This window comes from Cupriavidus sp. 05N39 (assembly GCF_056397325.1).
Genome location: NZ_JBFTNE010000051.1, coordinates 25762 through 49204, shown reverse-complemented (window position 1 = coordinate 49204; position 23443 = coordinate 25762). Strand labels below are relative to the sequence as shown.

General features: G+C 66.6%; 16 protein-coding genes and 1 pseudogene. 12 read left to right on the top strand and 5 right to left on the bottom strand.

The window, feature by feature from the left end; genetic code table 11:
- Nucleotides 1-177: 177 nt before the first annotated feature.
- A complete protein-coding gene (locus AC1DN0_RS23495) occupies nt 178-672 on the top strand; it encodes a hypothetical protein (RefSeq protein ID WP_276286667.1) in 495 nt (164 codons plus the stop codon).
- A gap of 3 nt (nt 673-675) precedes the next feature.
- On the opposite strand, the gene AC1DN0_RS23490 is transcribed toward AC1DN0_RS23495, so the two are convergent.
- Nucleotides 676-1872, bottom strand: coding sequence for a benzoate/H(+) symporter BenE family transporter (locus AC1DN0_RS23490; RefSeq protein ID WP_441626851.1), 1197 nt, complete (start codon nt 1870-1872; stop codon nt 676-678).
- Between the two features lie 123 nt (nt 1873-1995).
- A complete protein-coding gene (locus tag AC1DN0_RS23485; RefSeq protein WP_441626849.1) occupies nt 1996-2964 on the bottom strand; it encodes an amino acid ABC transporter substrate-binding protein in 969 nt (322 codons plus the stop codon).
- Nucleotides 2965-3472: 508 nt separating this feature from the next.
- On the opposite strand from AC1DN0_RS23485, the gene AC1DN0_RS23480 reads away from it, so the two are divergent.
- Entirely contained in the window at nt 3473-5392 is a 1920-nt protein-coding gene (locus AC1DN0_RS23480; RefSeq protein WP_441626847.1) for an ATP-binding cassette domain-containing protein, read from the top strand.
- A gap of 55 nt (nt 5393-5447) precedes the next feature.
- On the opposite strand, the gene AC1DN0_RS23475 is transcribed toward AC1DN0_RS23480, so the two are convergent.
- Nucleotides 5448-5588: a hypothetical protein gene (locus AC1DN0_RS23475; protein WP_441626845.1), complete on the bottom strand. Its 141-nt coding sequence runs from the start codon at nt 5586-5588 to the stop codon at nt 5448-5450.
- Nucleotides 5585-6817, bottom strand: coding sequence for an MFS transporter (locus tag AC1DN0_RS23470; protein WP_441626843.1), 1233 nt, complete (start codon nt 6815-6817; stop codon nt 5585-5587). Before AC1DN0_RS23470 ends, AC1DN0_RS23475 begins: the two co-directional genes overlap by 4 nt.
- Before the next feature lie 305 nt (nt 6818-7122).
- Between AC1DN0_RS23470 and AC1DN0_RS23465 the strand changes: the two genes are divergently transcribed.
- From AC1DN0_RS23465 to AC1DN0_RS23445, 5 genes and pseudogenes are all read left to right on the top strand, one after another.
- On the top strand, nt 7123-9114 hold the full coding sequence (locus AC1DN0_RS23465; protein ID WP_045239668.1) for a DNA topoisomerase IV subunit B: 1992 nt from the start codon (nt 7123-7125) through the stop codon (nt 9112-9114).
- A gap of 63 nt (nt 9115-9177) precedes the next feature.
- Complete coding sequence (locus AC1DN0_RS23460; protein WP_441626840.1) at nt 9178-9957, top strand: lytic transglycosylase domain-containing protein; 780 nt, start codon at nt 9178-9180, stop codon at nt 9955-9957.
- A gap of 92 nt (nt 9958-10049) precedes the next feature.
- Complete coding sequence (gene parC, locus AC1DN0_RS23455; protein WP_441626838.1) at nt 10050-12401, top strand: DNA topoisomerase IV subunit A; 2352 nt, start codon at nt 10050-10052, stop codon at nt 12399-12401.
- A gap of 116 nt (nt 12402-12517) precedes the next feature.
- Nucleotides 12518-13090 (top strand): annotated as a pseudogene (locus AC1DN0_RS23450) (chromate transporter); the annotation flags it as partial.
- Nucleotides 13091-13209: 119 nt separating this feature from the next.
- Nucleotides 13210-13740: a chromate transporter gene (locus AC1DN0_RS23445; protein ID WP_441626836.1), complete on the top strand. Its 531-nt coding sequence runs from the start codon at nt 13210-13212 to the stop codon at nt 13738-13740.
- A 168-nt stretch (nt 13741-13908) separates the two neighbouring features.
- On the opposite strand, the gene AC1DN0_RS23440 is transcribed toward AC1DN0_RS23445, so the two are convergent.
- Nucleotides 13909-15741, bottom strand: a complete 1833-nt coding sequence (locus AC1DN0_RS23440) for an ABC transporter ATP-binding protein (protein ID WP_441626834.1) — start codon at nt 15739-15741, stop codon at nt 13909-13911.
- A gap of 356 nt (nt 15742-16097) precedes the next feature.
- On the opposite strand from AC1DN0_RS23440, the gene hutU reads away from it, so the two are divergent.
- The 5 genes from hutU to hutG all read left to right on the top strand — a co-directional run bounded on the left by hutU (nt 16098) and on the right by hutG (nt 23272).
- The gene (hutU, locus tag AC1DN0_RS23435; RefSeq protein WP_035873839.1) at nt 16098-17783 is read left to right on the top strand and encodes a urocanate hydratase; all 1686 of its coding nucleotides are present in this window, start codon (nt 16098-16100) and stop codon (nt 17781-17783) included.
- A 2-nt stretch (nt 17784-17785) separates the two neighbouring features.
- Nucleotides 17786-19318, top strand: coding sequence for a histidine ammonia-lyase (gene hutH, locus AC1DN0_RS23430; RefSeq protein ID WP_477104282.1), 1533 nt, complete (start codon nt 17786-17788; stop codon nt 19316-19318).
- Between the two features lie 106 nt (nt 19319-19424).
- Entirely contained in the window at nt 19425-20825 is a 1401-nt protein-coding gene (locus tag AC1DN0_RS23425) for an amino acid permease (RefSeq protein WP_477111511.1), read from the top strand.
- A gap of 195 nt (nt 20826-21020) precedes the next feature.
- Nucleotides 21021-22328: an MFS transporter gene (locus AC1DN0_RS23420; RefSeq protein WP_441626826.1), complete on the top strand. Its 1308-nt coding sequence runs from the start codon at nt 21021-21023 to the stop codon at nt 22326-22328.
- On the top strand, nt 22325-23272 hold the full coding sequence (hutG, locus tag AC1DN0_RS23415) for a formimidoylglutamase (RefSeq protein ID WP_477146041.1): 948 nt from the start codon (nt 22325-22327) through the stop codon (nt 23270-23272). Before AC1DN0_RS23420 ends, hutG begins: the two co-directional genes overlap by 4 nt.
- Nucleotides 23273-23443 lie beyond the last annotated feature (171 nt).

Here is a 23443-nt window from a genome sequence, read left to right as displayed (position 1 = left end):
CTCCTTTCGGGTGGTTGTCCGGCACCGTGATGCGCACTTCAATCGGTGTTGGGTGCTTCATTGCAGAAGCACCGGYGATCCGGTTGATCGCCTGCGGGGTGTTCGCGGTAGTCCCGACCAGTTGGCAGACGTCATAAAGCCAACGGCGGGGGAGTCAGGTTCTCAGGGGGGGGCGCCATGAATGGCGAGGATGAGGTACAGACCGTGTGGCCGCAGGTGGAGGGTCACGCGACGGGTCAGGGAGTATGGCGGAACACGATTGCGGCGGCGGATGTCGCGCTGGAAGAAGCCTCGCGCATCCAGCGCGGCGTGCAACATAACCTGAAGCTCCAGCAGGAGGTGAGGGCGCTGCGAGAGGAGCTGCGCAAGGCGCATGGCGAACTGGACCGCTATCGTGGCATGCATGCGCGCGTGGTGGTGGGCATGCGGCAGCTGGAAGAGGATAACGGCGCCGAAATCAGCCGCTTGCGCGCCGAGAGCGAAATGCTGATGGTGCGCCACCGCGTCTACAAGCTGCTCGCCGAACACTACGCGCTGACCGCATTGCGTTTCGAGCCGTCCACATTTGCAGAGCACCGCGACCGGGTGCTTCAGCACATCCTGTTCCAGCGGCGCAAGGGCACGCCGCTATCCGGCATCGGTTCGGCGGACATCGCCTTCCTGCTGCTTTAAGCGTTATCCGGCCCGGGGAGCGGTGCGCGGGCGCAGCACCAGCAGCGCCAGCATGCCACCCACCACGCCCCAGAAGGCCGAACCCACGCCGGCCAGCGTCATGCCGGAGGCGGTGATCATGAACGTGAGCAGGGCCGACTCGCGCTCCGCCGGGGTCTGCATGGCCGTGGTCAGGCCGCTGGCGATCGAGCCAAGCAAGGCGAAGGCGGCTACCGCGACCACCAGCGCCTTGGGAAAGGCGGCGAATAGCGCGGCAATACTGGCGGCCAGCACGCCCGCCACCAGATAGCCGAGTCCGCAAACCACCGCRGCCGTATAGCGCCGGTTGCGGTCCGGATCCGCTTCCGCGCCGGTGCAGATGGCTGCCGTGATCGCCGCGAGGTTGATGCCATGCGAGCCGAACGGCGCGAGCAGGACCGAAGCGATGCCGGTCACGGTGATCAGCGGTGACGCCGCTACGTGATAGCCGTCGGCGCGCAGCACCGCCAATCCGGGAATATTCTGCGAAGCCAGCGCGACGATAAACAGTGGCACGGCGATGCTGACGAAAGCCTGCAGCGAGAATGCCGGCGTGGTCCACACCGGCCGGGCCAGCGCGAAATGGAACGATTCGAAATGCAGCTGGCCAAGCGCGCCGGCCAGCGCCACGCCCACCAGCAGCACGCCCGGCACCGCGTAGCGCGCCCAGAAGCGCTTGCCCGCCAGGTACAACGCGAACATCACCAGCAGCAACAGGGTTTGCTGCTGGGCTTGCACGAACACGTCGACGCTGATGCGGAACAGGATGCCGGCCAGCAGGGCGGAGGCAATACTGGCCGGCAACGCGCGCATCAGTTTGTCGAACCAGCCCGTCAGGCCCGCCGCCGTCATCAGCAGCGCCGCCATCACGAAGGCGCCGATCGCCTCCGGATAGGGCACGCCGGGCAGGCTGGCGATCAGCAGGGCGGCGCCGGGCGTGGACCAGGCAATGACAATGGGAGCACGTGTCAGCAGCGTGAGCCCGATGGTGGTGACGCCCATGCCGATGGATAACGCCCAGATCCAGGAGGCAACCTGCGCATCCGACAGGTGGGCCGCCTGGCCCGCCTGGATCATCAGCACCAGCGAACTGGTATAGCCGGTCAGCATGGCAATCAGCCCGGCTACCAGGGCGGAGACGGAGAGGTCGGTCAGCTTCAGGGGGGCGGTGGCAGTGGACATGGAACGGGGACTTGGCTTGACGAGGCGGGCGCTCGAAAGCGGCCGGGCCGTCATCTTCGCACGAGTTGCGCMGTTCTTGCCCTGCCCTGGAGCATTGCAGGCTCCCCGCAGCCGCATGCGATGCTAGTCGGCAACCTTGTCGCTGGGGAACTTGAAGGAGTCGCGCAGCAGGTAGCTCATCGGGATGTCGAGGTTGACGCCGTGCGGCGGGATCGGCGACTGGAACCACTTCTTGTAGAGCTTTTGGGTCTCGAGCGAATAGATGGCCGAGACCAGCGTCTTGTCCACCAGCCGCTTGAACTCGGCGTCCTGCTTCGACAGCATGATGGCGTAGGGCTCGATCGTCAGCAGTTCGCTGGTGACGGTGTAGCTGGCCGGGTTGCGCGAGTTCGCGCGCAGGCCGTAGAGCAGCACATCGTCCATGACGAAGGCGTCGGCCTTGCCTTGCTCGACCATGGCGAAGGCTTCGGCGTGGTCCCTGGCTTCCACCACGCGGATCTGCATGGCGCCGGAGCCGTTGATCTGGCGAACCACGGCCAGCGATGTCGTGCCCGCCGTGGAGACCACCGTCTTGCCGCGCAGGTCGCCCAGCTTGCGAATGCCGGAGTCGGTCCTCACCAGCATGCGGCTGCCGGCGATGTAGTGCGGGATGGTGAAGGCCACCTGTTCGCGCCGTTCGCGGTTATTGGTGGTGGACCCGCATTCGAGATCGGCTTTGCCGTCGACGATCGCGGTGATGCGGCTGGCCGGCGTGACGGGCACGAATTCCACCTTGAGGGCGGGCAGTGTGAGTGCGCCGCGTAGCGCATCGGCTACCCGCAGGCAGAGGTCGACGGCATAGCCGTGCGGCTTGCCGTCGGCCACGAAGGAAAACGGTACCGAGCTCTCGCGGTGGGCGATGCGCAGCACCCCGGTCTGGGCAATGCGATGCAGCACCGGTGAGCCGTCGGACTGCGCCGCGGCAGGCCTGGCACCGGCGGACAGCCAGAATGTGAGCAAGGTTGATAGCAGGAGCAGCAGCGGCAGGCGGACCGGGCTGGGCGAAATCGCCAGCCCGGCGCCGCGCAGGCGCCGGCAAACCGGATGGATCATGGATGTCCCCGTACAAAGAAGCGAAAAAGGCGTCGAGCGGAAATGGCGTTGGGTCGCCTGCACCGGTTCGGACCGGTTTTTATGCTGCTACTGCCGTTGTGCTGCGGCCTGCTGGCCGGCAAGCATTGTTCCACGACGGCAAGCAGCCGGACAACGGTCGCGGCGTGGGGTGTTGCGTGGCGAGCAACAGGCCCGGAAGGATGCGGCCGGCCGCGGGCGTTGACGGGACTTTCCCTTACGGACTTGTCCGACTAGAGCCGGGCGGAGGCGCTTGCTATGCTCCGTTCGTGCCTTGCGAGCAGGGCACCGAGGAGAGACTCTTGGGCCCGCGCAAGCGCGGGCCCTTCTTTTTTTGGGCCGCGGCTCCGGGCGAGGGCGCACGGAGGTGGTCTACAATGCCGGCTACCTGGCACCCTGCCGCCTGCTTGCCGGCCGACGCCGGCGGGTGGCTGCGCGTTCAAGCCGCTTGAGTCGCCTTCCTTTCGCTGTCTCCTTTCGTATTGCTCCCATGGCCCTGTTTTCGATTTCCGACGCCCAGCTCGCCTTCGGGCACGTGGCCTTGCTCGACCATGCCGACTTCTCCCTCGAAGCCGGCGAGCGCGTCGGCCTGATTGGCCGCAACGGCACCGGCAAGTCGTCGCTGCTCAAGATCGTGGCCGGCCTGTCCGCGCCGGACGATGGCCTGATCGCGCGTCAGAGTGGCGTGACCTCGGCATATGTGCCGCAGGAGCCTCAGTTCGAGCCGGGCCAGACCGTGTTCGACGCCGTGTCCCTGGGTCTGGGCAAGGTTCACGACCTGCTGGTCGCCTATGAGGCGGCGCTGGCGGCGCTCGACGATAGCCACGATGAGGACTCGCTGGCCGAATTGCACCGCCTGCAGTCCGAAGTCGACGCCGCCGGGGCATGGGGCTTGCGTACGCGGGTGGAAACCACGCTGGCGCAACTCAGCCTTACTGCCGATGTGCGCGTGGATTCGCTGTCCGGCGGCATGCAAAAGCGCGTGGCGCTGGCGCAGGGACTGGTGGCAGAGCCCGACATCCTGCTGCTCGACGAACCCACCAACCACCTGGACGTGGAAGCGATCCGCTGGCTCGAAGACCTGCTGCTGGCTTTCCGCGGCAGCGTGCTGCTGATTACCCACGATCGCGCCTTCCTCGATCGCGTGGCCACCCGCATCGTCGAACTGGACCGCGGCCGGCTCGTTTCCTTCCCCGGCAACTTTGCCGCCTACCAGACGCGCAAGGCCGAGCAACTGGCCGCCGAGCAGGTCGAGCAGGCCAAGTTCGACAAGCTGCTGGCGCAGGAAGAAGTCTGGATCCGCAAGGGCGTGGAAGCGCGCCGCACGCGCAGCGTGGCCCGCATCCAGCGCCTGGTGACGATGCGCAACGAACGCGCGTCGCGGCGCGACGTGCAGGGCAACGTCAAGCTGGAGGTGTCGCAAGGCGAGCGCTCCGGCAAGATCGTCGCCGAGCTGACCAATGTCAGCAAGGCCTTCGGCGACAAGATGGTGGTGCGCGATTTCACCGGCGCCATCATGCGCGGCGACAAGGTCGGCCTGATCGGCTCCAATGGCGCGGGCAAGACCACGCTGCTGCGGCTGATCCTGGGCGAACTGGCGCCGGATACTGGCGAGGTCAAGAACGGCAGCAATATGCAGGTGGCGTATTTTGACCAGATGCGCACGCAGCTGGACCTGGAGCGCTCGCTGGCCGATACCATCAGCCCGGGCAGCGACTGGGTCGAAATCAACGGCCAGCGCAAGCACGTGATGAGCTACCTGGGCGACTTCCTGTTCGCGCCGGAGCGCGCGCGTTCGCCGGTCAAGTCGCTGTCCGGCGGCGAGCGCAACCGGCTGCTGCTGGCGCGCCTGTTCGCGCGCCCGGCCAATGTGCTGGTGCTCGACGAACCCACCAACGATCTGGACATCGACACGCTGGAACTGCTGGAGGAACTGCTGCAGGACTACAGCGGCACTGTTTTCCTGGTCTCGCACGACCGGGCCTTCCTGGACAACGTGGTGACTTCGACCATCGCCGCCGAAGGCGACGGGCGCTGGCGCGAGTATGTGGGCGGCTACTCCGACTGGCAGGTGCAGTCGGCGCGCAGCGCGGCCATGCAGGAAGCGCGCGCGGGCGAGCGCAAGGCAGCGGAAGCGCCGAAGCCGCGCGAAGCGCGAGCCCCCGGCCGCGTGGTCAAGCTGTCGTACAAGGAGCAACGCGAACTCGATACGCTGCCCGAGCGCATTGCCTCGCTGGAAAATGAGCAGAAGGCCGTCAGCGCGCAGTTGGCGGATGGCTCGCTCTATGTCAGCGACGCGGGCAAGGCCGCGCAGCTTGCGGCGCGSCACGATGAGATCGACATGGAACTGCTGGAGGCGCTGGAGCGCTGGGAAGTGCTGGAGGCGAAGACCAAGGCCGAGGCGCAGTAACGGGGCAGGGCGGTCGGGCGGGGGCGTCCCATGTGCCATGGGACGCCCGCCGTCCTTACCCGCACCAGGCCAGCACCATGTTAGTCAGATCCACCATGAACGCCGGCCGCAGGTAGGACATGAAGCCCAGCACCATCAACGCGGCCAGCGCCGCGAAGCCGCCGGCCCGCAAGGCAGCGGCGCGCGCGGCGCTCATGCCACTGCCGCCTGCGGGCGCGCGATCGCGTGCTCGCGTATCGGCAGGTTGACCAGCGCGGCGACGACGCCCAGCCCGATTGCGATCATCCACACCATGTCGTACGTGCCGGTGCGGTCGTACAGGAAGCCCCCCAGCCAGGCGCCCAGGAAGCTGCCGATCTGGTGCGAGAAGAACACCACCCCTGACAGCATCGACAGATACTGCACGCCGAATACCTGGGCAATGATGCCGTTGGTCAGCGGCACCGTGGACAGCCACAGGAAGCCCATCATGGCGGCGAACACCCAGGTGCTGGCGGCCGTCAGCGGCAGCAGCAGGTAGGCGGCGATCACCACCGAGCGGGTGATGTAGATCATCGACAGCAGGTGGCGCTTGGGCATGCGCTGGCCGAGCGCGCCGGCGCTATAGGTGCCGAACACATTGAACAGGCCGATCAGCGCCAGCGCCACGGTGGCGATCTTGGGATCGGTCAGGCCGCGGTCCTTGAGGTAGGGCGCCAGGTGCACGCCGATGAACACCACCTGGAAGCCGCACACGAAATAGCCCAGCGTCAGCAACTGGAAGTTGCGGTTGCCGAACGCTTCGCGCACGGCCTGGCCGATGGTCTGCTGGAAGCCGCTCCCGTGCCCCTCGCTTTGCGGCTCGCGCAGGCTGAAGGCCAGCGGCAGCATCAGGCAAGCCAGCACCGCCAGCACGAACAAGGCGTTCTGCCAGCCTGCCACCGAGATCAGCGTCTGCTCGACGGGGATCATCAGGAACTGGCCGAAGGAGCCCGCGGCGGCTGCGATGCCCATGGCCCAGACGCGTTTCTCTGGGCTGGCTACGCGCCCGATCACGCCGTACACCACGCTGTACGTGGTGCCGGATTGCGCAATGCCGATCAGGATGCCGGCGCCCGAGGCAAAGGCGGTGCCCGAGGTGGCCATCGCCATGACTACCAGGCCCCCGACATAAAGTGCAATGCCGATCAGCATGATGCGGAACGCGCCGAACTTGTCGGCCAGGGCGCCGGTGAACGGCTGGGTCACGCCCCACATCAGGTTCTGCAGCGCCAGCGCGAAGGCGAAAGTCTCGCGGCTCCAGCCGTGCGTCTGCGTGATGGGAAGGTTGAACAGGCCGAAACCGTGCCGGATACCCATTGACAGGGTGACGAGCAAGCCACCGCACATAAGGACTGTTGTGAGGGAAAGTGCCTTTTTCGGCGTGCTTTGAATGTTGTTCTGCATGGCGTCCTGCATCCTGGCTCGGTGTGCGTAGTGCTGTTTTTAGTTTTGCCGGCGCGGTCCGGGCCCGTCTGGGCTGCGCCTGTGCGAGCGAGTGTACCCCGCATCGGCTCGTGGCGTCGGGCGCCGCTCCGGGGCAGGGTTAGTGCCGAATATGCTGCATTGATCACTGTAACGCGCAGTCACGATTGGCACCAAGACGGCTGCGCGCTTCCATTACAATGCAGGCTGCCCGGCCCCCCCTGGCTGGCGTGCGGCAAGCGCCCCCCGCCAAGGCTGGCCGAGAATCCTACTAAGCAAGCGACTCCATGGCGAGCAAAACCAGTCAGTACAGCGAATCTTCCATCCGGGTCCTGAAGGGCCTGGAGCCGGTCAAGCAACGGCCCGGCATGTACACCCGTACCGACAACCCCCTGCATATCGTGCAGGAGGTGATCGATAACGCCTCCGACGAAGCGCTCGGCGGCCACGGGTCCGAAATCATGGTCACCCTGCACCGCGACGGCAGCGTCAGCGTGGAGGACGATGGCCGCGGCATCCCGGTCGGCATCCACCCCGAAGAGCAGGTCCCGGTGGTGGAAATCGTATTTACCCGCCTGCACGCGGGCGGCAAGTTCGACAAGGGCAAGGGCGGCGCGTACGCCTTCTCGGGCGGCCTGCACGGGGTGGGCGTTTCCGTCACCAATGCGCTGTCGACCCAGCTCGACGTGACCGTCTGGCGCGACGGTAACTGTTCCACGCTGACCTTCTCCGGCGGCGACGTCACCGTGCCGCTGGCCACGCGCAAGCTCGAGCGCGGCGAGAAGAAGAGCGGCACGCGGGTGCAGGTGTGGCCCGACGCGAAATACTTCGATTCGGCCACGATCCCGATGGCCGAGTTGCAGCGCCTGCTGCGCAGCAAGGCCGTGCTGCTGCCCGGCGTCAAGGTCACGCTGCTGCACGAGAAAAATGGCGAACGCCAGACCTGGCAGTATGACCAGGGCCTGAAGGGCTACCTGGTGGAAGCGCTGGCACAGGGCAGCGGCGCCGAACTGGTGGTGCCGATGTTCGAGGGCGAGCACTTCGCCGACCCCGACGCCAACCCGGCCGAGGAAGGCTTCGCGGAAGGCGAGGGCGCTTCCTGGGTGGTGGCCTGGACCGAGGACGGCGCGCCGGTGCGCGAATCCTACGTCAACCTGATCCCCACCCCCGCCGGCGGCACGCACGAGTCCGGCCTGCGCGAAGGCCTGTTCCAGGCGGTCAAGAGCTTTATCGAGATGCACGCGCTGCAGCCCAAGGGCGTCAAGCTGATGAGCGAAGACGTTTTCGCGCGCGCGTCCTTCGTGCTGTCCGCCAAGGTGCTGGACCCGCAGTTCCAGGGCCAGATCAAGGAGCGCCTGAACAGCCGCGACGCGGTGAAGCTGGTGTCCGCCTTCAGCCGCCCCGCGCTGGAGCTGTGGCTGAACCATCATGTGGAATACGGCAAGAAGCTGGCCGAGCTGGTGATCCGCCAGGCGCAGGCGCGTACGCGCGCCGCGCAAAAAGTGGAAAAGAAGAAGGGCTCCGGCGTGGCCGTGCTGCCGGGCAAGCTGACCGACTGCGAATCCACCGACGTCACCCGCAACGAACTGTTCCTGGTCGAGGGCGATTCCGCCGGCGGTTCCGCCAAGATGGGGCGCGACAAGGAGTTCCAGGCCATCCTGCCGCTGCGCGGCAAGGTGCTCAACACCTGGGAGACCGAGCGCGACCGCCTGTTCGCCAACAACGAAGTGCACGATATCGCGGTGGCCATCGGCGTGGACCCGCACAGTGCCAATGACGAGCCCGACCTGTCCAACCTGCGCTATGGCAAGATCTGCATCCTGTCCGACGCGGACGTGGACGGCGCGCACATCCAGGTGCTGTTGCTGACCTTGTTCTTCAAGCATTTCCCCAAGCTGATCGACAACGGCAATGTGTGCGTGGCGCGCCCGCCGCTGTACCGCGTGGATGCGCCGGCGCGCGGCAAGAAGCCGGCCCAGAAGCTCTATGCGCTGGACGATGGCGAACTGGTGGCGATCCAGGACAAGCTGATGAAGGACGGCATCAAGGAAGGCGGCTGGCAGATCTCCCGCTTCAAGGGGTTGGGCGAGATGAATGCCGAGCAGCTTTGGGAAACCACCATGAATCCCGACACGCGCCGCCTGTTGCCGGTCGCGCTGGGCCATTTCGACCTGCCCCAGACCGTGGGCGTGATGAATATGCTGATGGGCAAGGGCGAGGCCGCGCAGCGGCGTACCTGGCTCGAAGAGCGTGGCAACGAGGTGGTTGCCGATATCTGATATCTGATGGCCAGGCAGCCGGCGTTCGTGACGTCCGGTGCCTGCATGACGCGAGGAATCCCGATGGCAAAGACCAGACCTACCAGCAACCGGCCGCGGCAGTGGATTGCCGCCGGCATGCTGCTGGCCGGCCTGGCCCTGGCGCCGGCGGCCCACGCGGCGCTGTATGGCTACATCGACGACGACGGCGTGGCGCATTTCTCGGATGAGAAGCTGGACGAGCGCTATACGCTGTTCATGAAGAACGGCGGCGAGCTCAAGAGCCCCTCGGTGGGCCGCGCCGGCGCCGGCGGCCAGATCGACCTGGAAACGCACAAGCTTTACCGCTACGTCGTCAACCATCCCAATATCGCCACGGTCGAACCCATCATCCGCCAGGTCGCGCAGGCGCAGAATGTGGATCCGGCGCTGGTCAAGGCGGTGATGGCGGTGGAGTCGGGCTTCAACGCCGGCGCGGTGTCGCCCAAGGGCGCGATCGGGCTGATGCAGGTGATTCCCGACACCGGCGCGCGCTTCGGCGTGAGCGCTGACGCGCGGCGCACGGTCGGGCAGAAGCTGGCCGACCCGCATACCAATATCTCGGCCGGCGTGCGTTATTTGCGCTGGCTGATGGAGCTGTTCCCCAACAACCTCGAACTGGTGCTGGCAGCGTACAACGCCGGCGAGGGCGCGGTACAGCGCTACAACAACAAGATTCCGCCTTATCCCGAGACCCAGCAGTACGTCAGCACGGTGCTGCAGTTCTATCGCTTCTACCGTCCGGGTGGCGCGCCCGCGGGGGTCGCGGGTGGGGGCATCAATCGCGTCAAGATGGTGATCGGCGGCCGCCGCAACATGCCCTGATCCGATCACGGACAACACGACGAACCGCATAACGAACAACTTGCAACCGGCGCACCGGCCAACGATGCGATGCGCCGTATTCTTGCCAATCCATGGAACAACAAGACATTCCGTTTGACCCAGGTTCACCCGACGAGGGAGCGGACTCGCTGACGCTTGCGCACTACGCCGAGCGCGCCTATCTCGACTACGCCATCAGTGTGGTCAAGGGCCGCGCGCTGCCGGAAGTCGCCGACGGCCAGAAGCCGGTGCAGCGCCGCATCCTGTTCGCCATGCACGAGATGGGCTTGCGCGCCGACGCCAAGCCGGTCAAGTCGGCGCGCGTGGTGGGCGACGTGCTCGGTAAATTCCACCCGCACGGCGACCAGTCCGCCTACGATGCGCTGGTGCGGCTGGCGCAGGACTTCTCGCTGCGCTACCCGCTGATCGATGGGCAGGGCAACTTCGGCTCGCGCGATGGCGATGGCGCCGCCGCGATGCGGTACACCGAGGCCCGCCTCACGCCGATCTCGCGCCTGCTGCTCGACGAGATCGACCAGGGCACGGTGGACTTCGTGCCCAACTACGACGGCTCGATGGAAGAGCCCAAGCTGATGCCGGCGCGGCTGCCGTTCGTGCTGCTCAACGGCGCTTCCGGCATTGCCGTGGGCATGGCCACCGAAGTCCCGCCGCACAACCTGCGCGAAGTCGCGGCGGCCACCGTGGCGATGATCCGCAACCCCAACATCACGCTGGCCGAACTGCTGGCGCTGATGCCCGGGCCGGACTATCCCGGCGGCGGCCAGATCATTTCACCGGCTTCGGATATCGCCGCGATCTACGAGAACGGCCGTGGCAGCCTGAAGGTGCGCGCGCGCTGGACCATCGAGGAAATGGCGCGCGGCCAGTGGCAACTGGTGGTGACCGAACTGCCGCCGAGCACGTCGTCGCAGAAGGTGCTGGAGGAGATCGAGGAGATCACCAACCCCAAGGTGCGTGCCGGCAAGAAGTCGCTCACGCCCGAGCAGTTGCAGCTCAAGCAGGGCATGCTGGCCGTGCTCGACGCGGTGCGCGACGAGTCCGGCAAGGACGCGCCGGTGCGGCTGGTGTTCGAGCCCAAGAGCAAGAACATCGAGCAGCAGGAATTCATCCAGACGCTGCTGGCGCATACCAGCCTGGAATCCGGCGCCTCGATCAACCTGGTGATGATCGGCACCGATGGCCGGCCGCGACAAAAGGGCCTTGCCGATATCCTGCGCGAGTGGATCGCCTTCCGCTTCGCCACTGTCACCCGCCGTACCCGCCATCGGCTGGGCAAGGTCGAGGACCGCATCCACATCCTGGAAGGCCGGATGCTGGTGCTGCTCAATATCGACGAGGTGATCCGCATCATCCGCGAGAGCGACGAGCCCAAGCCGGCGCTGATGCAGGCCTTCAGCCTGTCCGACCGCCAGGCCGAGGACATCCTGGAAATCCGCCTGCGTCAGCTGGCCAGGCTGGAAGCCATCCGCATCGAGCAGGAGCTGAAGACCCTGCGCGACGAGCAAGCCGAGCTGGACGTGCTGCTCAAGTCCGAGACCATGATGCGCCGCCGCATCATCAAGGAAATCGAGACCGACGCCAAGCAGTACAGCCCCGAAGACAAGGACCCGCGCCGCACGCTGATCCAGGAAGAGCGCCGCGCCGCCGCCGAAGTGCGCGTGGTTGACGAGCCCGTCACCGTGGTGGTGTCGCAAAAGGGCTGGGTGCGCACGCGCCAGGGCCACGGCCACGATGCGCAGCAGTTCACCTTCAAGGCGGGCGATGCACTGTACGGCACCTTCGAGTGCCGCACCGTGGACGTCATGCTGGTGTTCGGCACCAATGGCCGCGCGTACACCGTGCCGGTCGCCGGCCTGCCCGGCGGGCGGGGCGACGGCGTGCCGGTGACGACGCTGATCGAGTTGCAGCCCGGCAGCCAGATCGCCCACACCTTCGCCGGCAGCGTCGACCAGCGCATGCTAGTCGCCACGCGCGGCGGTAACGGCTTCCAGACCAAGGTGGGTGATATGGTCAGCCGGCAGAAGGGCGGTCGCGCCTACCTCACGCTGGACGAGGGCGACGCGCCGCTGGTGCCCGCGCCGATCGGCGAGGAAGCCACGCACGTGGCCTGCTTGTCGGCCAACGGCCGCATGCTGCTGGTGTCGCTCGACGAGATCAAGTCGCTGTCGGCCGGTGGCCGTGGCGTGATCCTGATGGAGCTGGAGCCCAAGGAGACGCTGTTGCAGGCGATCGCCGTGGGCGCGCCGGGCCTGTTGGTGTCCGGCGCCGGGCGCGGCGGCAAGCCAAGCTCGCAGAAGCTCTACGGCCAGCTGCTGCTGCCTTATGTGGGCAAGCGCGCCCGCAAGGGCCGCGCGCTGGATCTCAGGCTCAAGGAGCCGAGCATCGAGCCGGTACGGATCGTCCCCCCGGCAAGCGGCAACTAAGCCGCGTCAACCCAAACTGGCCCTGCGCGACAATGCGCGGGGCTTTTTTCTTTACCGCGCATGGCGGAACGCTCGGGTGCCATCCCGTCAGGCCATGTCTCTCCCGTTTACACGCGATGCCAGTTACTCCTTCCCCCGCCGGCGACGATCCGATGGTAGCGCTAGCACCCCCGCCCACGCCGCGGCGCCTGTTCATCGAATTTGCCCGCATGGGGCTCTCAGGCTTCGGCGGCGTGCTGCCGTTCGTGCGGCGCGCCGTGGTGGATCGCAACCGCTGGCTTGGCGACCGCGACTTCGTCGAGCTGCTCAGCCTCGGGCAGGTGCTGCCTGGCCCCAACGTGATCAACCTCGCGCTGATGCTGGGCCTGCGCTTTGCCGGGCTGCGCGGCGCGCTCGCGGCCTTCGCGGGGCTGGTGATGGTGCCAATGGTGGGCGTGCTGGCGCTGATGCTGCTGTACGAGCACTACCGCGACGTGGCGGCGGTGCAGCGCATGCTGACGGGCATGACGGCGGTGTCGGCGGGCCTGGTGCTGTCGACCGGCTTCAAGCTGGCGCAAAGCCAGCCGCGCACCGTGCGGGGGTTGATGATCGGCGGTGCGGCGTTTGTCGGCATCGGGCTGCTGCGCTGGCCGCTCGTGCCGGTGATGGCGGTGCTGGTGCCGATGGGCCTGGTGCTGGAGTGGCGCAGCGAGCAACTGGCGCGGCGCGCGCATGCGCCACTGGCGCCGACTGCGATCGACGCGCCCGGCATGCCGTCCAGCGATGATGGCATCGATGCCGTGCCGCCCGAGGCCAAGGAGCCGCGCCAATGAGCTCGCCCAACGTGCTTTCCAGCCTGCTCACGCATTTTCTGATGCTGTCATTCCTTGCCATCGGCGGGGCCAGCACCACCATCCCCGACATGCATCGCTTCCTGGTGGAGTCGAACGCCTGGATGAGCGACGCGCAGTTCTCCGCCATGTACGCCATCTCGCAGGCCGCGCCTGGGCCGAACATCTTGTTCGTTGCCCTGTTCGGCTGGCAGGTGGCGGGTCTGGCCGGCGCCATCGTCGGCATGATTGGCATTTGCGGGCCGTCCAGCGTGATCGCGCTCGGTTTCGAGTATTTCGCCGGCCGCTCGCCGCAGGCGCGCTGGCCCGGCCTGATCCGGCGCGGCCTTGCCACGCTGACCATCGGCCTGCTGTTCTCCACCGGCTGGATTCTTGCCGCGAGCGTGGATCACCGCTGGACTGCGGTGGCGGTGACGGTGGTTACCATCGGGTTGATGTTGAAGACCAAGGTGCATCCGTTGGTGTTGGTGGGGGTGGGGGCTGGGGCGGGGGTATTGGGGTGGGTTTGAGGGGGTGGTTGTTGTTGGTTGTTGGGGGAAAGGGCCTCTCTGTGTAGGTGGTTGCTGTTCTTTTAGCGGCGATGGTTTTTGCACCCAAGTGCGTACGGCGTCCCCCGCAGGGGGATGTCGTACGCCCTTGGGTGCAAGATGCCAACGCCGCCTACATCAATCCCCCAACTATTCCACCCCCACAAACCCCCCAGTCTGATGCGCCCACAACCGCGCATAAAGCCCCCCACGCGCCAGCAACTCCGCATGCGTCCCGCTCTCGGCAATCCGCCCATCCTGCAGCACCACCAGCCGGTCCATGCGCGCGATGGTGGAGAGCCTGTGCGCGATGGCGATCACGGTCTTGCCCTGCATCAGCGTCTCCAGGTTCTCCTGGATGGCAGCTTCCACCTCGGAGTCCAGTGCCGAGGTGGCTTCGTCCAGGATCAGGATTGGGGCATTCTTCAGCAGCACGCGCGCCACCGCGATACGCTGGCGTTGCCCGCCCGATAGCTTCACGCCGCGCTCGCCCACCTGCGCATCCAGTCCCGTCGCCCCATGCGCATCGCGCAAACGCGGAATGAACTCGCCGGCATGCGCGTCGTCCGCTGCCGCAAGCAGTTCGGCCTCGCTGGCGCCGGGCCGGCCGTAGCGCAGGTTGTCGCGGATCGAGCGGTGCAGCAGCGACGTATCCTGCGTCACCATGCCGATCTGCGCGCGCAGGCTTTCCTGCGTGACGCCGGCGATGTCCTGGCCGTCGATCAGGATGCGTCCTCGCTCCACGTCGTACAGCCGCAGCAGCAGGTTGACCAGCGTCGACTTGCCGGCCCCGGACGGGCCGACCAGGCCGATCTTCTCGCCAGGGCGCACCACCAGATCGATGTTTTCGATCACGCCCGAGCCCTTGCCGTAGTGAAAGCCCACGCCTTCGAAGCGCACCTCTGCGCGCGTGACGCGCAGCGCCTGCGCGTCGCCGCGATCGCCGATCGTGCGTGGCACGGCGATGGTCTGCAGGCCATCCTGCACCTGGCCGATATTCTCGAAGATGCCGCTGATCACCCACATGATCCAGCCCGACATGCTGACGATGCGGATTACCAGTCCGGTCGACAGCGCAATCGCGCCGACGCTGACATGGCCCTGGCTCCAGAGCCACAGCGCCAGCCCGGTGGTGCCGGCGATCAGCAGGCCATTGAGCGAGGTCACCGTGAAATCCATGGCGCTGACCATGCGGCCGGACAGGCGCGCCTTGTCGGTCAGGTCGGCCATGGCTTCGCGCGCGTAGTCTTCTTCATGGCGCGTGTGGGCGAACAGCTTGAGTGTGGTGATATTGGTATAGCCGTCGACGATGCGCCCCATCAGCCGCGAGCGCGCGCCGGTGGCGGCTACCGAGCGCGCCTTCACGCGTGGCGTGAAGTACAGCATGGCGCTCACGTAGCAGCCGATCCACGCCACGAGCGGAATCATCAGGCGCCAGTCGGCTTGCGCGAACAGGTAGAGGGAGCTGGCCGCGTAGATCAACACATGCCAGATTGCATCCACGGCCTGCACCGCTGAATCGCGCAGCGAGAAGCCGGTCTGCATGATGCGCTGCGCGATGCGCCCGGCAAAGTCGTTCTGGAAAAACGACAGGCTCTGCTTGAGCACGTAGCGGTGGTTCTGCCAGCGCACCAGGTTGCCCAGGTTCGGGTTGATGACCTGGTGCACGAGGATGTCGTGCAGGCCGTTGAAGAACGGACGCAGCAGCAGCGCCACCACCGCCATCCACACCAGCTCGACACGGTGGCGCGCGAAGAAGTCGGCGGGCGGCGTTGCTTGCGCCAGGTCGACCAGGCGGCCGAGAAAGCCGAACAGCGAGACTTCGATCAGCGCGCCAGCCAGCCCCACGCCCAGCAGCAGCGCAAAGACCGGCCACACCTCCCGCAGGTAATAGGCGTAGAAGCGCCAGATCTGGCCGGGCGGCTGGGTGTCGGGGAGGGCGCGGAACGGGTCGATCAGCCGTTCGAGGAAACGCATCAGCATGGGAGTCCAGGGGTTCTGCGGCGGCCGCCTCGTCCGGGTCGCCGGCGTGCTCGCAAGGCCGTATCGATGCCATGGGCATGCGGCGGGTCAGGAGCATGATACCGCGCTTGCGTATCGCGGATTTCGTACCCGTGGCAGGGGGCGTCCATGTCGCGGTACTTGGCGGCGTGCTCGAAGCGGCAAGCACTCTCCGTCACCCTCGTCATTCAAGCACTTACAAAGGCACTTTTTCGTCATGTGTGGGGCGTACCTCCGGGAATACCCCAATTTTCCTCTACTTGTCTATACAACACTATACATACCTAGCATGGCTGAACAGAGCGGTTCGAGCCAGCCTTATTCACCAAGGAGTTCCCGTGAGCAATACCTCCCGCTTTCGCGATGTAGAGATCCGCGCCCCGCGCGGCAGCCAGCTGAATGCCAAGAGCTGGCAGACCGAAGCGCCGCTGCGCATGTTGATGAACAATCTCGACCCGGAAGTGGCGGAGAACCCCAAGGAGCTGGTGGTGTACGGCGGCATTGGCCGTGCCGCGCGCAACTGGGAGTGCTATGACAAGATCGTCGAGACGCTCAAGACGCTGAACGACGACGAGACCCTGCTGGTGCAGTCCGGCAAGCCGGTCGGCGTGTTCAAGACCCACAGCAATGCCCCGCGCGTATTGATCGCCAATTCCAACCTGGTGCCGCACTGGGCCACCTGGGAACACTTCAACGAACTGGATGCCAAGGGCCTGGCCATGTACGGTCAGATGACCGCGGGCAGCTGGATCTATATCGGCAGCCAGGGCATCGTCCAGGGCACCTACGAGACCTTCGTGGAAGCCGGCCGCCAGCACTACAACGGCAACCTCAAGGGCCGCTGGGTGCTGACCGCGGGCCTGGGCGGCATGGGCGGTGCGCAGCCGCTGGCCGCCACGCTGGCCGGCGCCTGCTCGCTGAACATCGAATGCCAGCAGGCCAGCATCGATTTCCGCCTGCGCACGCGCTATGTCGACGAACAGGCTACCGACCTCGATGACGCGCTGGCGCGCATCGCCAGGTACACCGCCGAAGGCCGCGCCGTTTCCATCGCGCTGTGCGCCAACGCCGCCGAAGTGCTGCCCGAACTGGTGCGCCGCGGCGTGCGCCCGGACATGGTCACCGACCAGACCAGCGCCCATGACCCGCTAAACGGCTACCTGCCGGTGGGCTGGACCTGGGGCCAGTACCGCGACCGCGCGCAGACCGACCCGGCAGCGGTGGTCAAGGCCGCCAAGCAATCGATGGCGCTGCACGTGCGGGCCATGCTGGACTTCCAGAAGATGGGCGTGCCCACCTTCGACTACGGCAACAACATCCGCCAGATGGCCAAGGAAGAGGGCGTGGCGAACGCCTTCGATTTCCCGGGTTTCGTGCCGGCCTACATCCGCCCGCTGTTCTGCCGCGGCATCGGCCCGTTCCGCTGGGCCGCGCTGTCGGGCGATCCGCAGGACATCTACAAGACCGATGCCAAGGTCAAGGAACTGATCCCGGACGATGCCCACCTGCACCGCTGGCTGGACATGGCGCGCGAGCGCATCAGCTTCCAGGGCCTGCCGGCGCGTATCTGCTGGGTCGGCCTGGGCCTGCGTGCCAAGCTTGGCCTGGCGTTCAACGAGATGGTGCGCAGTGGCGAACTGTCGGCGCCGGTAGTGATCGGCCGCGACCACCTCGATTCCGGCTCGGTGGCCAGCCCCAACCGTGAAACGGAAAGCATGAAGGATGGCTCCGACGCGGTGTCCGACTGGCCGCTGCTGAACGCGCTGCTCAATACCGCCAGCGGCGCSACCTGGGTCTCGCTGCATCACGGCGGCGGCGTGGGCATGGGCTTCTCGCAGCATTCGGGCGTGGTGATCGTGTGCGACGGCACCGACGAAGCCGCCGCCCGCATCGCGCGCGTGCTGCACAACGATCCCGCCACCGGCGTGATGCGCCATGCTGATGCCGGCTATGACATCGCCATCGACTGTGCTCGCGAGCAGGGCCTGAACCTGCCGATGCTCAACCACAAGAAGGAAGCCTGAACGTGAACGCGCTGAACCTGAAACCTGGTCAACTGAGCCTGGCGCAGCTGCGCCAGGCCTATCTGCAGCCGCTGCGCGTGAGCCTGGACAGCGAGGCCGCCGAGGCGATCGCCGCGAGCGTGGCCTGTGTCGAGAACATCGTTGCCGAAGGCCGGACCGCCTACGGCATCAATACCGGCTTCGGCTTGCTGGCGCAGACGCGCATCGCCCGCGAAGACCTGGAGAACCTGCAGCGCTCGCTGGTGCTGTCGCACGCCGCCGGCGTGGGCGAACCGCTCGACGACGCCATGGTGCGGCTGATCATGCTGCTCAAGATCAATAGCCTGGCGCGCGGCTTCTCCGGCATCCGCCGCAAGGTGATTGATGCGCTGATTGCCCTGGTCAATGCCGAAGTCTATCCGCATATCCCGCTCAAGGGCTCGGTGGGCGCCTCCGGCGACCTGGCGCCGCTGGCGCATATGTCCCTGGTGCTGCTGGGCGAAAGCCGCGCCCGCTACCAGGGCGAATGGCTGCCTGCGCGTCAGGCCCTGGCCCGCGCCGGCCTCGAGCCGCTGACCCTGGCCGCCAAGGAGGGCCTGGCCCTGCTCAACGGCACCCAGGTATCGACCGCCTACGCGCTGCGCGGCCTGTTCGAGGCCGAGGATCTGTTTGCCGCCGCCACGGTATGCGGCAGTCTCAGCGTAGAGGCCATGCTCGGCTCGCGCGCTCCCTTTGACGCGCGCATTCATGCGGTGCGCGGCCAGCGCGGCCAGATCGATGCGGCCGCCACCTATCGCGATCTGCTGACCGATACCAGCGAGCTGGCGCGTTCGCATGCGCAGTGCGACAAGGTGCAGGATCCCTACTCGTTGCGCTGCCAGCCGCAGGTGATGGGCGCTTGCCTGACGCAATTGCGGCAGGCCGCCGAGGTCCTGGAAGTGGAGGCCAACGCGGTCTCGGATAACCCCTTGGTGTTTGCCGCCGAAGGCGACGTGATCTCGGGCGGCAATTTCCACGCTGAACCGGTGGCGATGGCTGCCGATAACCTGGCACTGGCCATCGCCGAGATCGGCTCGCTGTCGGAGCGCCGCATTTCGCTGATGATGGACCGGCACATGTCGCAGCTGCCGCCTTTCCTGGTGGCCAACGGGGGCGTCAACTCGGGCTTCATGATTGCCCAGGTCACCGCTGCGGCGCTGGCCAGCGACAACAAGGCGCTGGCCCATCCGCACAGCGTCGACAGCCTGCCTACCTCGGCCAACCAGGAGGACCACGTGTCGATGGCGCCGAATGCCGGCAAGCGCCTGTGGGCCATGGCCGAGAACGTGCGCGGCATCCTTGCCGTGGAGTGGCTGGGCGCCTGCCAGGGCCTGGACTTCCGCGAAGGCCTGAAGAGTTCGCCCAAGCTGGAGCAGGCACGCAGCCTGCTGCGCGCCGAGGTGGCCTACTACGAGAAGGACCGCTTCTTTGCGCCGGATATCGAGTCCGCGAGCAAGCTGCTGGCAGGCGGCATCCTGAATGCACTGCTGCCGGCGCGGCTGCTGCCCAGCCTCTGAGCCAGGGGCATGACGCCCGGGACGGCGCAGCGGCCGCGCAGAGGATTGCGTGGCAGGCTGCCGCCGGCACCCGGGCGCGACAGAACAACGATTCGGAGACAAAGAGATGCAAGAGCAGTCGCAAGGCCTGCAGCGTAGCCTCAGCGCCCGTCATATCCGCTTCATGGCGCTCGGGTCGGCCATCGGCACAGGACTCTTCTACGGCTCGGCCTCGGCCATCCAGGCCGCGGGACCGGCGGTGCTGCTGGCCTACCTGATCGGTGGCGCGGCGGTCTACATGGTGATGCGTGCGCTGGGGGAGATGGCCGTGCGCAACCCGGTGTCGGGTTCGTTCGGGCAGTACGCCAGCACTGGACTGGGACCGCTGGCGGGCTTCCTGCTTGGCTGGACCTACGCTTTCGAGATGATCATCGTTTGCCTGGCTGACGTGACTGCCTTCGGTATCTACATGGGCTTCTGGTTCCCGGACGTGCCGCGCTGGATCTGGGTGCTGGGCATCGTGTTCCTGATCGGCGGGCTCAACCTGCTCAGCGTCAAGGTGTTCGGCGAACTGGAGTTCTGGCTGTCGCTGCTCAAGGTCGGCGCCATCGCCGCGATGATCTGCGGCGGCGTTGCCATCATGCTGTTCGGCCTGGGCATGGCCGATGGCGGGGTCGCCACCGGCATTCACAATCTCTGGGAGCACGGGGGCTTCATGCCCAACGGTATCGGCGGCATCATCGCCTCGCTCGCCGTGGTGATGTTCGCCTTTGGCGGCATCGAGATCATCGGGATCACGGCCGGCGAGGCGCGCGATCCGGAGCGCGTGATTCCGCGTGCCATCAACGCGGTACCCCTGCGCATCCTGCTGTTCTATGTGCTGACGCTGGCGGTACTGATGTCTCTCTATCCATGGCATCGCATCGGCAGCGAGGGCAGCCCCTTTGTGCAGATCTTCAGCCGGCTGGGCATTGGCTCGGCCGCCGCGCTGCTGAATGTCGTGGTGATCTCCGCGGCGGTATCCGCCATCAACAGCGACATCTTCGGCGCCGGGCGCATGCTGTACGGCATGGCGGTGCAGCGGCAGGCGCCGCGCATTTTCGCGAGCGTATCGCGCAAGGGCGTGCCCTGGATGACGGTGGTGGTGATGGCCTTCGCCCTGCTGGCCGGCGTGGTGCTCAACTACGTGATGCCCGAGGACGTATTCACGTTGATCGCTTCCATCGCCACCTTTGCCACTGTCTGGGTGTGGCTGATGATCTTGCTGTCGCAGGTCGCCTTGCGCAGGCGCATGAGCCGCACCGAAGTGGCGGCGCTGAAATTCCCCGTGCCGTTCTGGCCGGTGGCGCCGCTCGCAGCCATTGCCTTCATGCTGTTCATCTTCGGCGTGCTTGGCTGGTTCCCGCAGACCCGCGTCGCGCTGCTGGTGGGCGCGGTGTGGCTGCTGCTGCTGGTGGTGGCATGGTGGTGCTGGGGACGGCCGCGCGGCGGGGCGGGCGTATCTGCGCCCTACCTGGCAGCGGACTGATACATGCACATGCGCTGACCAGGCCTCGGCAGGGTCAGCGTTGMCCGGCATCCGTCCAGCCGGATGCCAGGGCGAACGGCAGCGCACGCCAGCCCCGCGCGCTACCGCTGCGGCGCGAATCGTGCCGTCCCCCCCTGGGTTGCGCCCGTCGCCCGCTTGCGGGCGGCCAGGATTTTCTTGCTTCGGAGTTACCTAATGTCCATTGACAACACCATCCCCGGCATAGCGGCCCGGCATGCCGCCACGGCCCAGCCGCTGTCCAAGATCCAGGCCATCGCCGCCATCACCGTCGGCAATGGCCTGGAGTTCTACGACTTCGTGGTCTACAGCTTCTTCGCCACGCTGATTGGCCGCCTGTATTTCCCTGTTTCCGACCCCACCGGACAGTTGCTGCTGTCGTTTGCCACCTTCGGCGTTGGCTTCCTGATGCGCCCGCTGGGCGGCTTGCTGATCGGCATGTACGCCGACCGCGTCGGCCGCAAGCCGGCAGTGGCGCTGACGCTCTGGCTGATGGGCCTGAGCTCGGTGATTTTCGTGGTGACCCCGACCTATGCCCAGATCGGCATGCTCGCGCCGATCATGATCCTGCTCGCGCGGCTGGTGCAGGGCTTTGCCATCGGCGGCGAGATGGGCGCTTCCACGGCCCTGCTGCTGGAATATGCCGACAACCGCTCGCGTGGCTTCTATACCAGCTGGCAACCGTTCAGCCAGGGCCTGGCGGCGCTGTTCGGCGCGCTGGTCGGCCTGCTGCTCAGCAATGTGCTGGAGCAGCAAGCGCTGGAAGCCTGGGGCTGGCGCCTGGCATTCGTGATCGGCATCCTGGTGATTCCGGTAGGCCTGGTGATTCGCCGCCGCCTGGAAGAAACCGCGCCGGCCGCTGGCGAGTCGGAGCGCGGCTCCACCCTGCAGTTGCTGCGTGAACACGGCCGTGCGCTGGTGGCCTGCATCCTGCTGATGATCGGCGTGGCATCGTCGACCTATATCGTCGTGTACTACCTGAGCAACTACGCCGTCAGCCAGCTGCACATGCCGCTGTCGCTGGGCATCTGGGCCGCCTGCGTGGCCGCCGCCGTGCAAGTGGTGTTGTCGCCGTTCGCGGGCTGGCTGAGTGATCGCCTGGGCCGCCGTCCGGTGGTGCTGTGGTCGCGCGTGGCATTGCTGCTGATGATCTATCCCGCCTTTGTGCTGATCAACGCCGAGCCAAGCCTGACGCGTCTGCTGCTGGTGGTGGGCTGCCTCTCGGTGCCGATGTCGATGACCTCGCCGGCTTCGATGGTGCTGGTCAGCGAGGTGCTGCCGCAGCGCCTGCGCGCTACGGGCCTGTCGATTGCCTACTGCGTGGCGATCGCCATCTTCGGTGGCTTCGCGCAGTTCTTCTCGACCGAGCTGATCCATCTCACCGCCAATCCCAATGCGCCTGCGTTTTACGTGATTGGCTGCGGCCTGGTCTCGCTGATCGGCCTGGCGATGGTGCCGGAAACCCTGGGCCGCCGCCTGTCATGAGCGAACTGGATCCCGCGGCCGGCACCGTCTGGCGCGGCCGCACCGATAGCAACGAGACTGGCGATACCCGTCGCCTGTTCAATGTGGCGCGCACCGAAGGTTCCGCTCGCGAACCCGGCGCGCCGGTGCTGCTGGGCTTTTGCTGCGATGCCGGCGTGCTGCGCAACCAGGGCCGTCCCGGCGCCGCTGGCGGCCCGCGCGAAATCCGCCGCGCGCTGGCGGGCGTCCCTGCGCATGGCCTGGCTGCCTTCCACGATGCCGGCGACGTGGCCTGCAACGATGGCGATCTCGAAGCGGCGCAGCAGGCGTTGGCGCAAGCGGTCGCCGCGGAGTTGGGGCAGGGCGCATTCACGCTGGTGCTGGGCGGCGGCCACGAGATTGCCTGGGGCACCTGGCAGGGCCTGCGCGCGCATCTCGATGCCCGTGGCGACCAGGGCCGCGTGCTGGTGATCAATCTCGATGCGCACTTCGATTTGCGCACCGGCCGCYCCGGCAGTTCGGGCACGCCGTTCGACCAGATCGCGCAGGCGTGCCGGGAGCGTGGCCAGCGCTTCGAATACGCGTGCCTGGGCGTCAGCCGCCYCGGCAATACCGCCGCGCTGTTCGCGCATGCGGATGGGCTTGGCGTGCACTATGTCGAGGATGTGCAGATGCAGGAACGGCACCTCGACGCGCGGCTTGCCGAATTGCAGGCCTTGATGGACGAGGTCGACCATGTCTACCTCACCATCGACCTGGACGTGCTGCCGGCGGCGGTGATGCCGGCGGTGTCGGCGCCGGCAGCCTATGGCGTGCCGCTGCCGGTGGTGGAGGCGATCGTCATGCTGGTGCGCGCCAGCGGCAAGCTGCGCGTGGCGGACCTGGCGGAGTTCAATCCGCTCTACGATCGCGATGGCTGCGGGGCGCGTGCAGCGGCGCGGCTGGCCTACCGGCTGATGGCCTGAGCGTCGCAAACACGGCGCGCGCAGCTAGAGAAAAACCCGCCGGCAGTGGCGGGTTTTTTCTTCGAGTTTCAACGGCTGGCGTGCGGCGGCCAGCGCTCACGAGTGACCAGTTGCCGATTCGAGCCGTAAGCCGACGCTCGGTGGCTTGCTCTTGTACAATTGAATTGTACA

Bases quoted from the DNA above. Each gene is read 5' to 3' on its own strand.
- AC1DN0_RS23425 (WP_477111511.1), top strand. From the start codon at position 19,425: ATGCAAGAGCAGTCGCAAGGCCTGCAGCGTAGCCTCAGCGCCCGTCAT.
- AC1DN0_RS23440 (WP_441626834.1), bottom strand. From the start codon at position 15,741: ATGCTGATGCGTTTCCTCGAACGGCTGATCGACCCGTTCCGCGCCCTC.
- AC1DN0_RS23495 (WP_276286667.1), top strand. From the start codon at position 178: ATGAATGGCGAGGATGAGGTACAGACCGTGTGGCCGCAGGTGGAGGGT.
- AC1DN0_RS23420 (WP_441626826.1), top strand. From the start codon at position 21,021: ATGTCCATTGACAACACCATCCCCGGCATAGCGGCCCGGCATGCCGCC.
- AC1DN0_RS23445 (WP_441626836.1), top strand. From the start codon at position 13,210: ATGAGCTCGCCCAACGTGCTTTCCAGCCTGCTCACGCATTTTCTGATG.
- AC1DN0_RS23460 (WP_441626840.1), top strand. From the start codon at position 9,178: ATGGCAAAGACCAGACCTACCAGCAACCGGCCGCGGCAGTGGATTGCC.
- AC1DN0_RS23465 (WP_045239668.1), top strand. From the start codon at position 7,123: ATGGCGAGCAAAACCAGTCAGTACAGCGAATCTTCCATCCGGGTCCTG.
- parC (WP_441626838.1), top strand. From the start codon at position 10,050: ATGGAACAACAAGACATTCCGTTTGACCCAGGTTCACCCGACGAGGGA.
- AC1DN0_RS23485 (WP_441626849.1), bottom strand. From the start codon at position 2,964: ATGATCCATCCGGTTTGCCGGCGCCTGCGCGGCGCCGGGCTGGCGATT.
- AC1DN0_RS23475 (WP_441626845.1), bottom strand. From the start codon at position 5,588: ATGAGCGCCGCGCGCGCCGCTGCCTTGCGGGCCGGCGGCTTCGCGGCG.
- AC1DN0_RS23470 (WP_441626843.1), bottom strand. From the start codon at position 6,817: ATGCAGAACAACATTCAAAGCACGCCGAAAAAGGCACTTTCCCTCACA.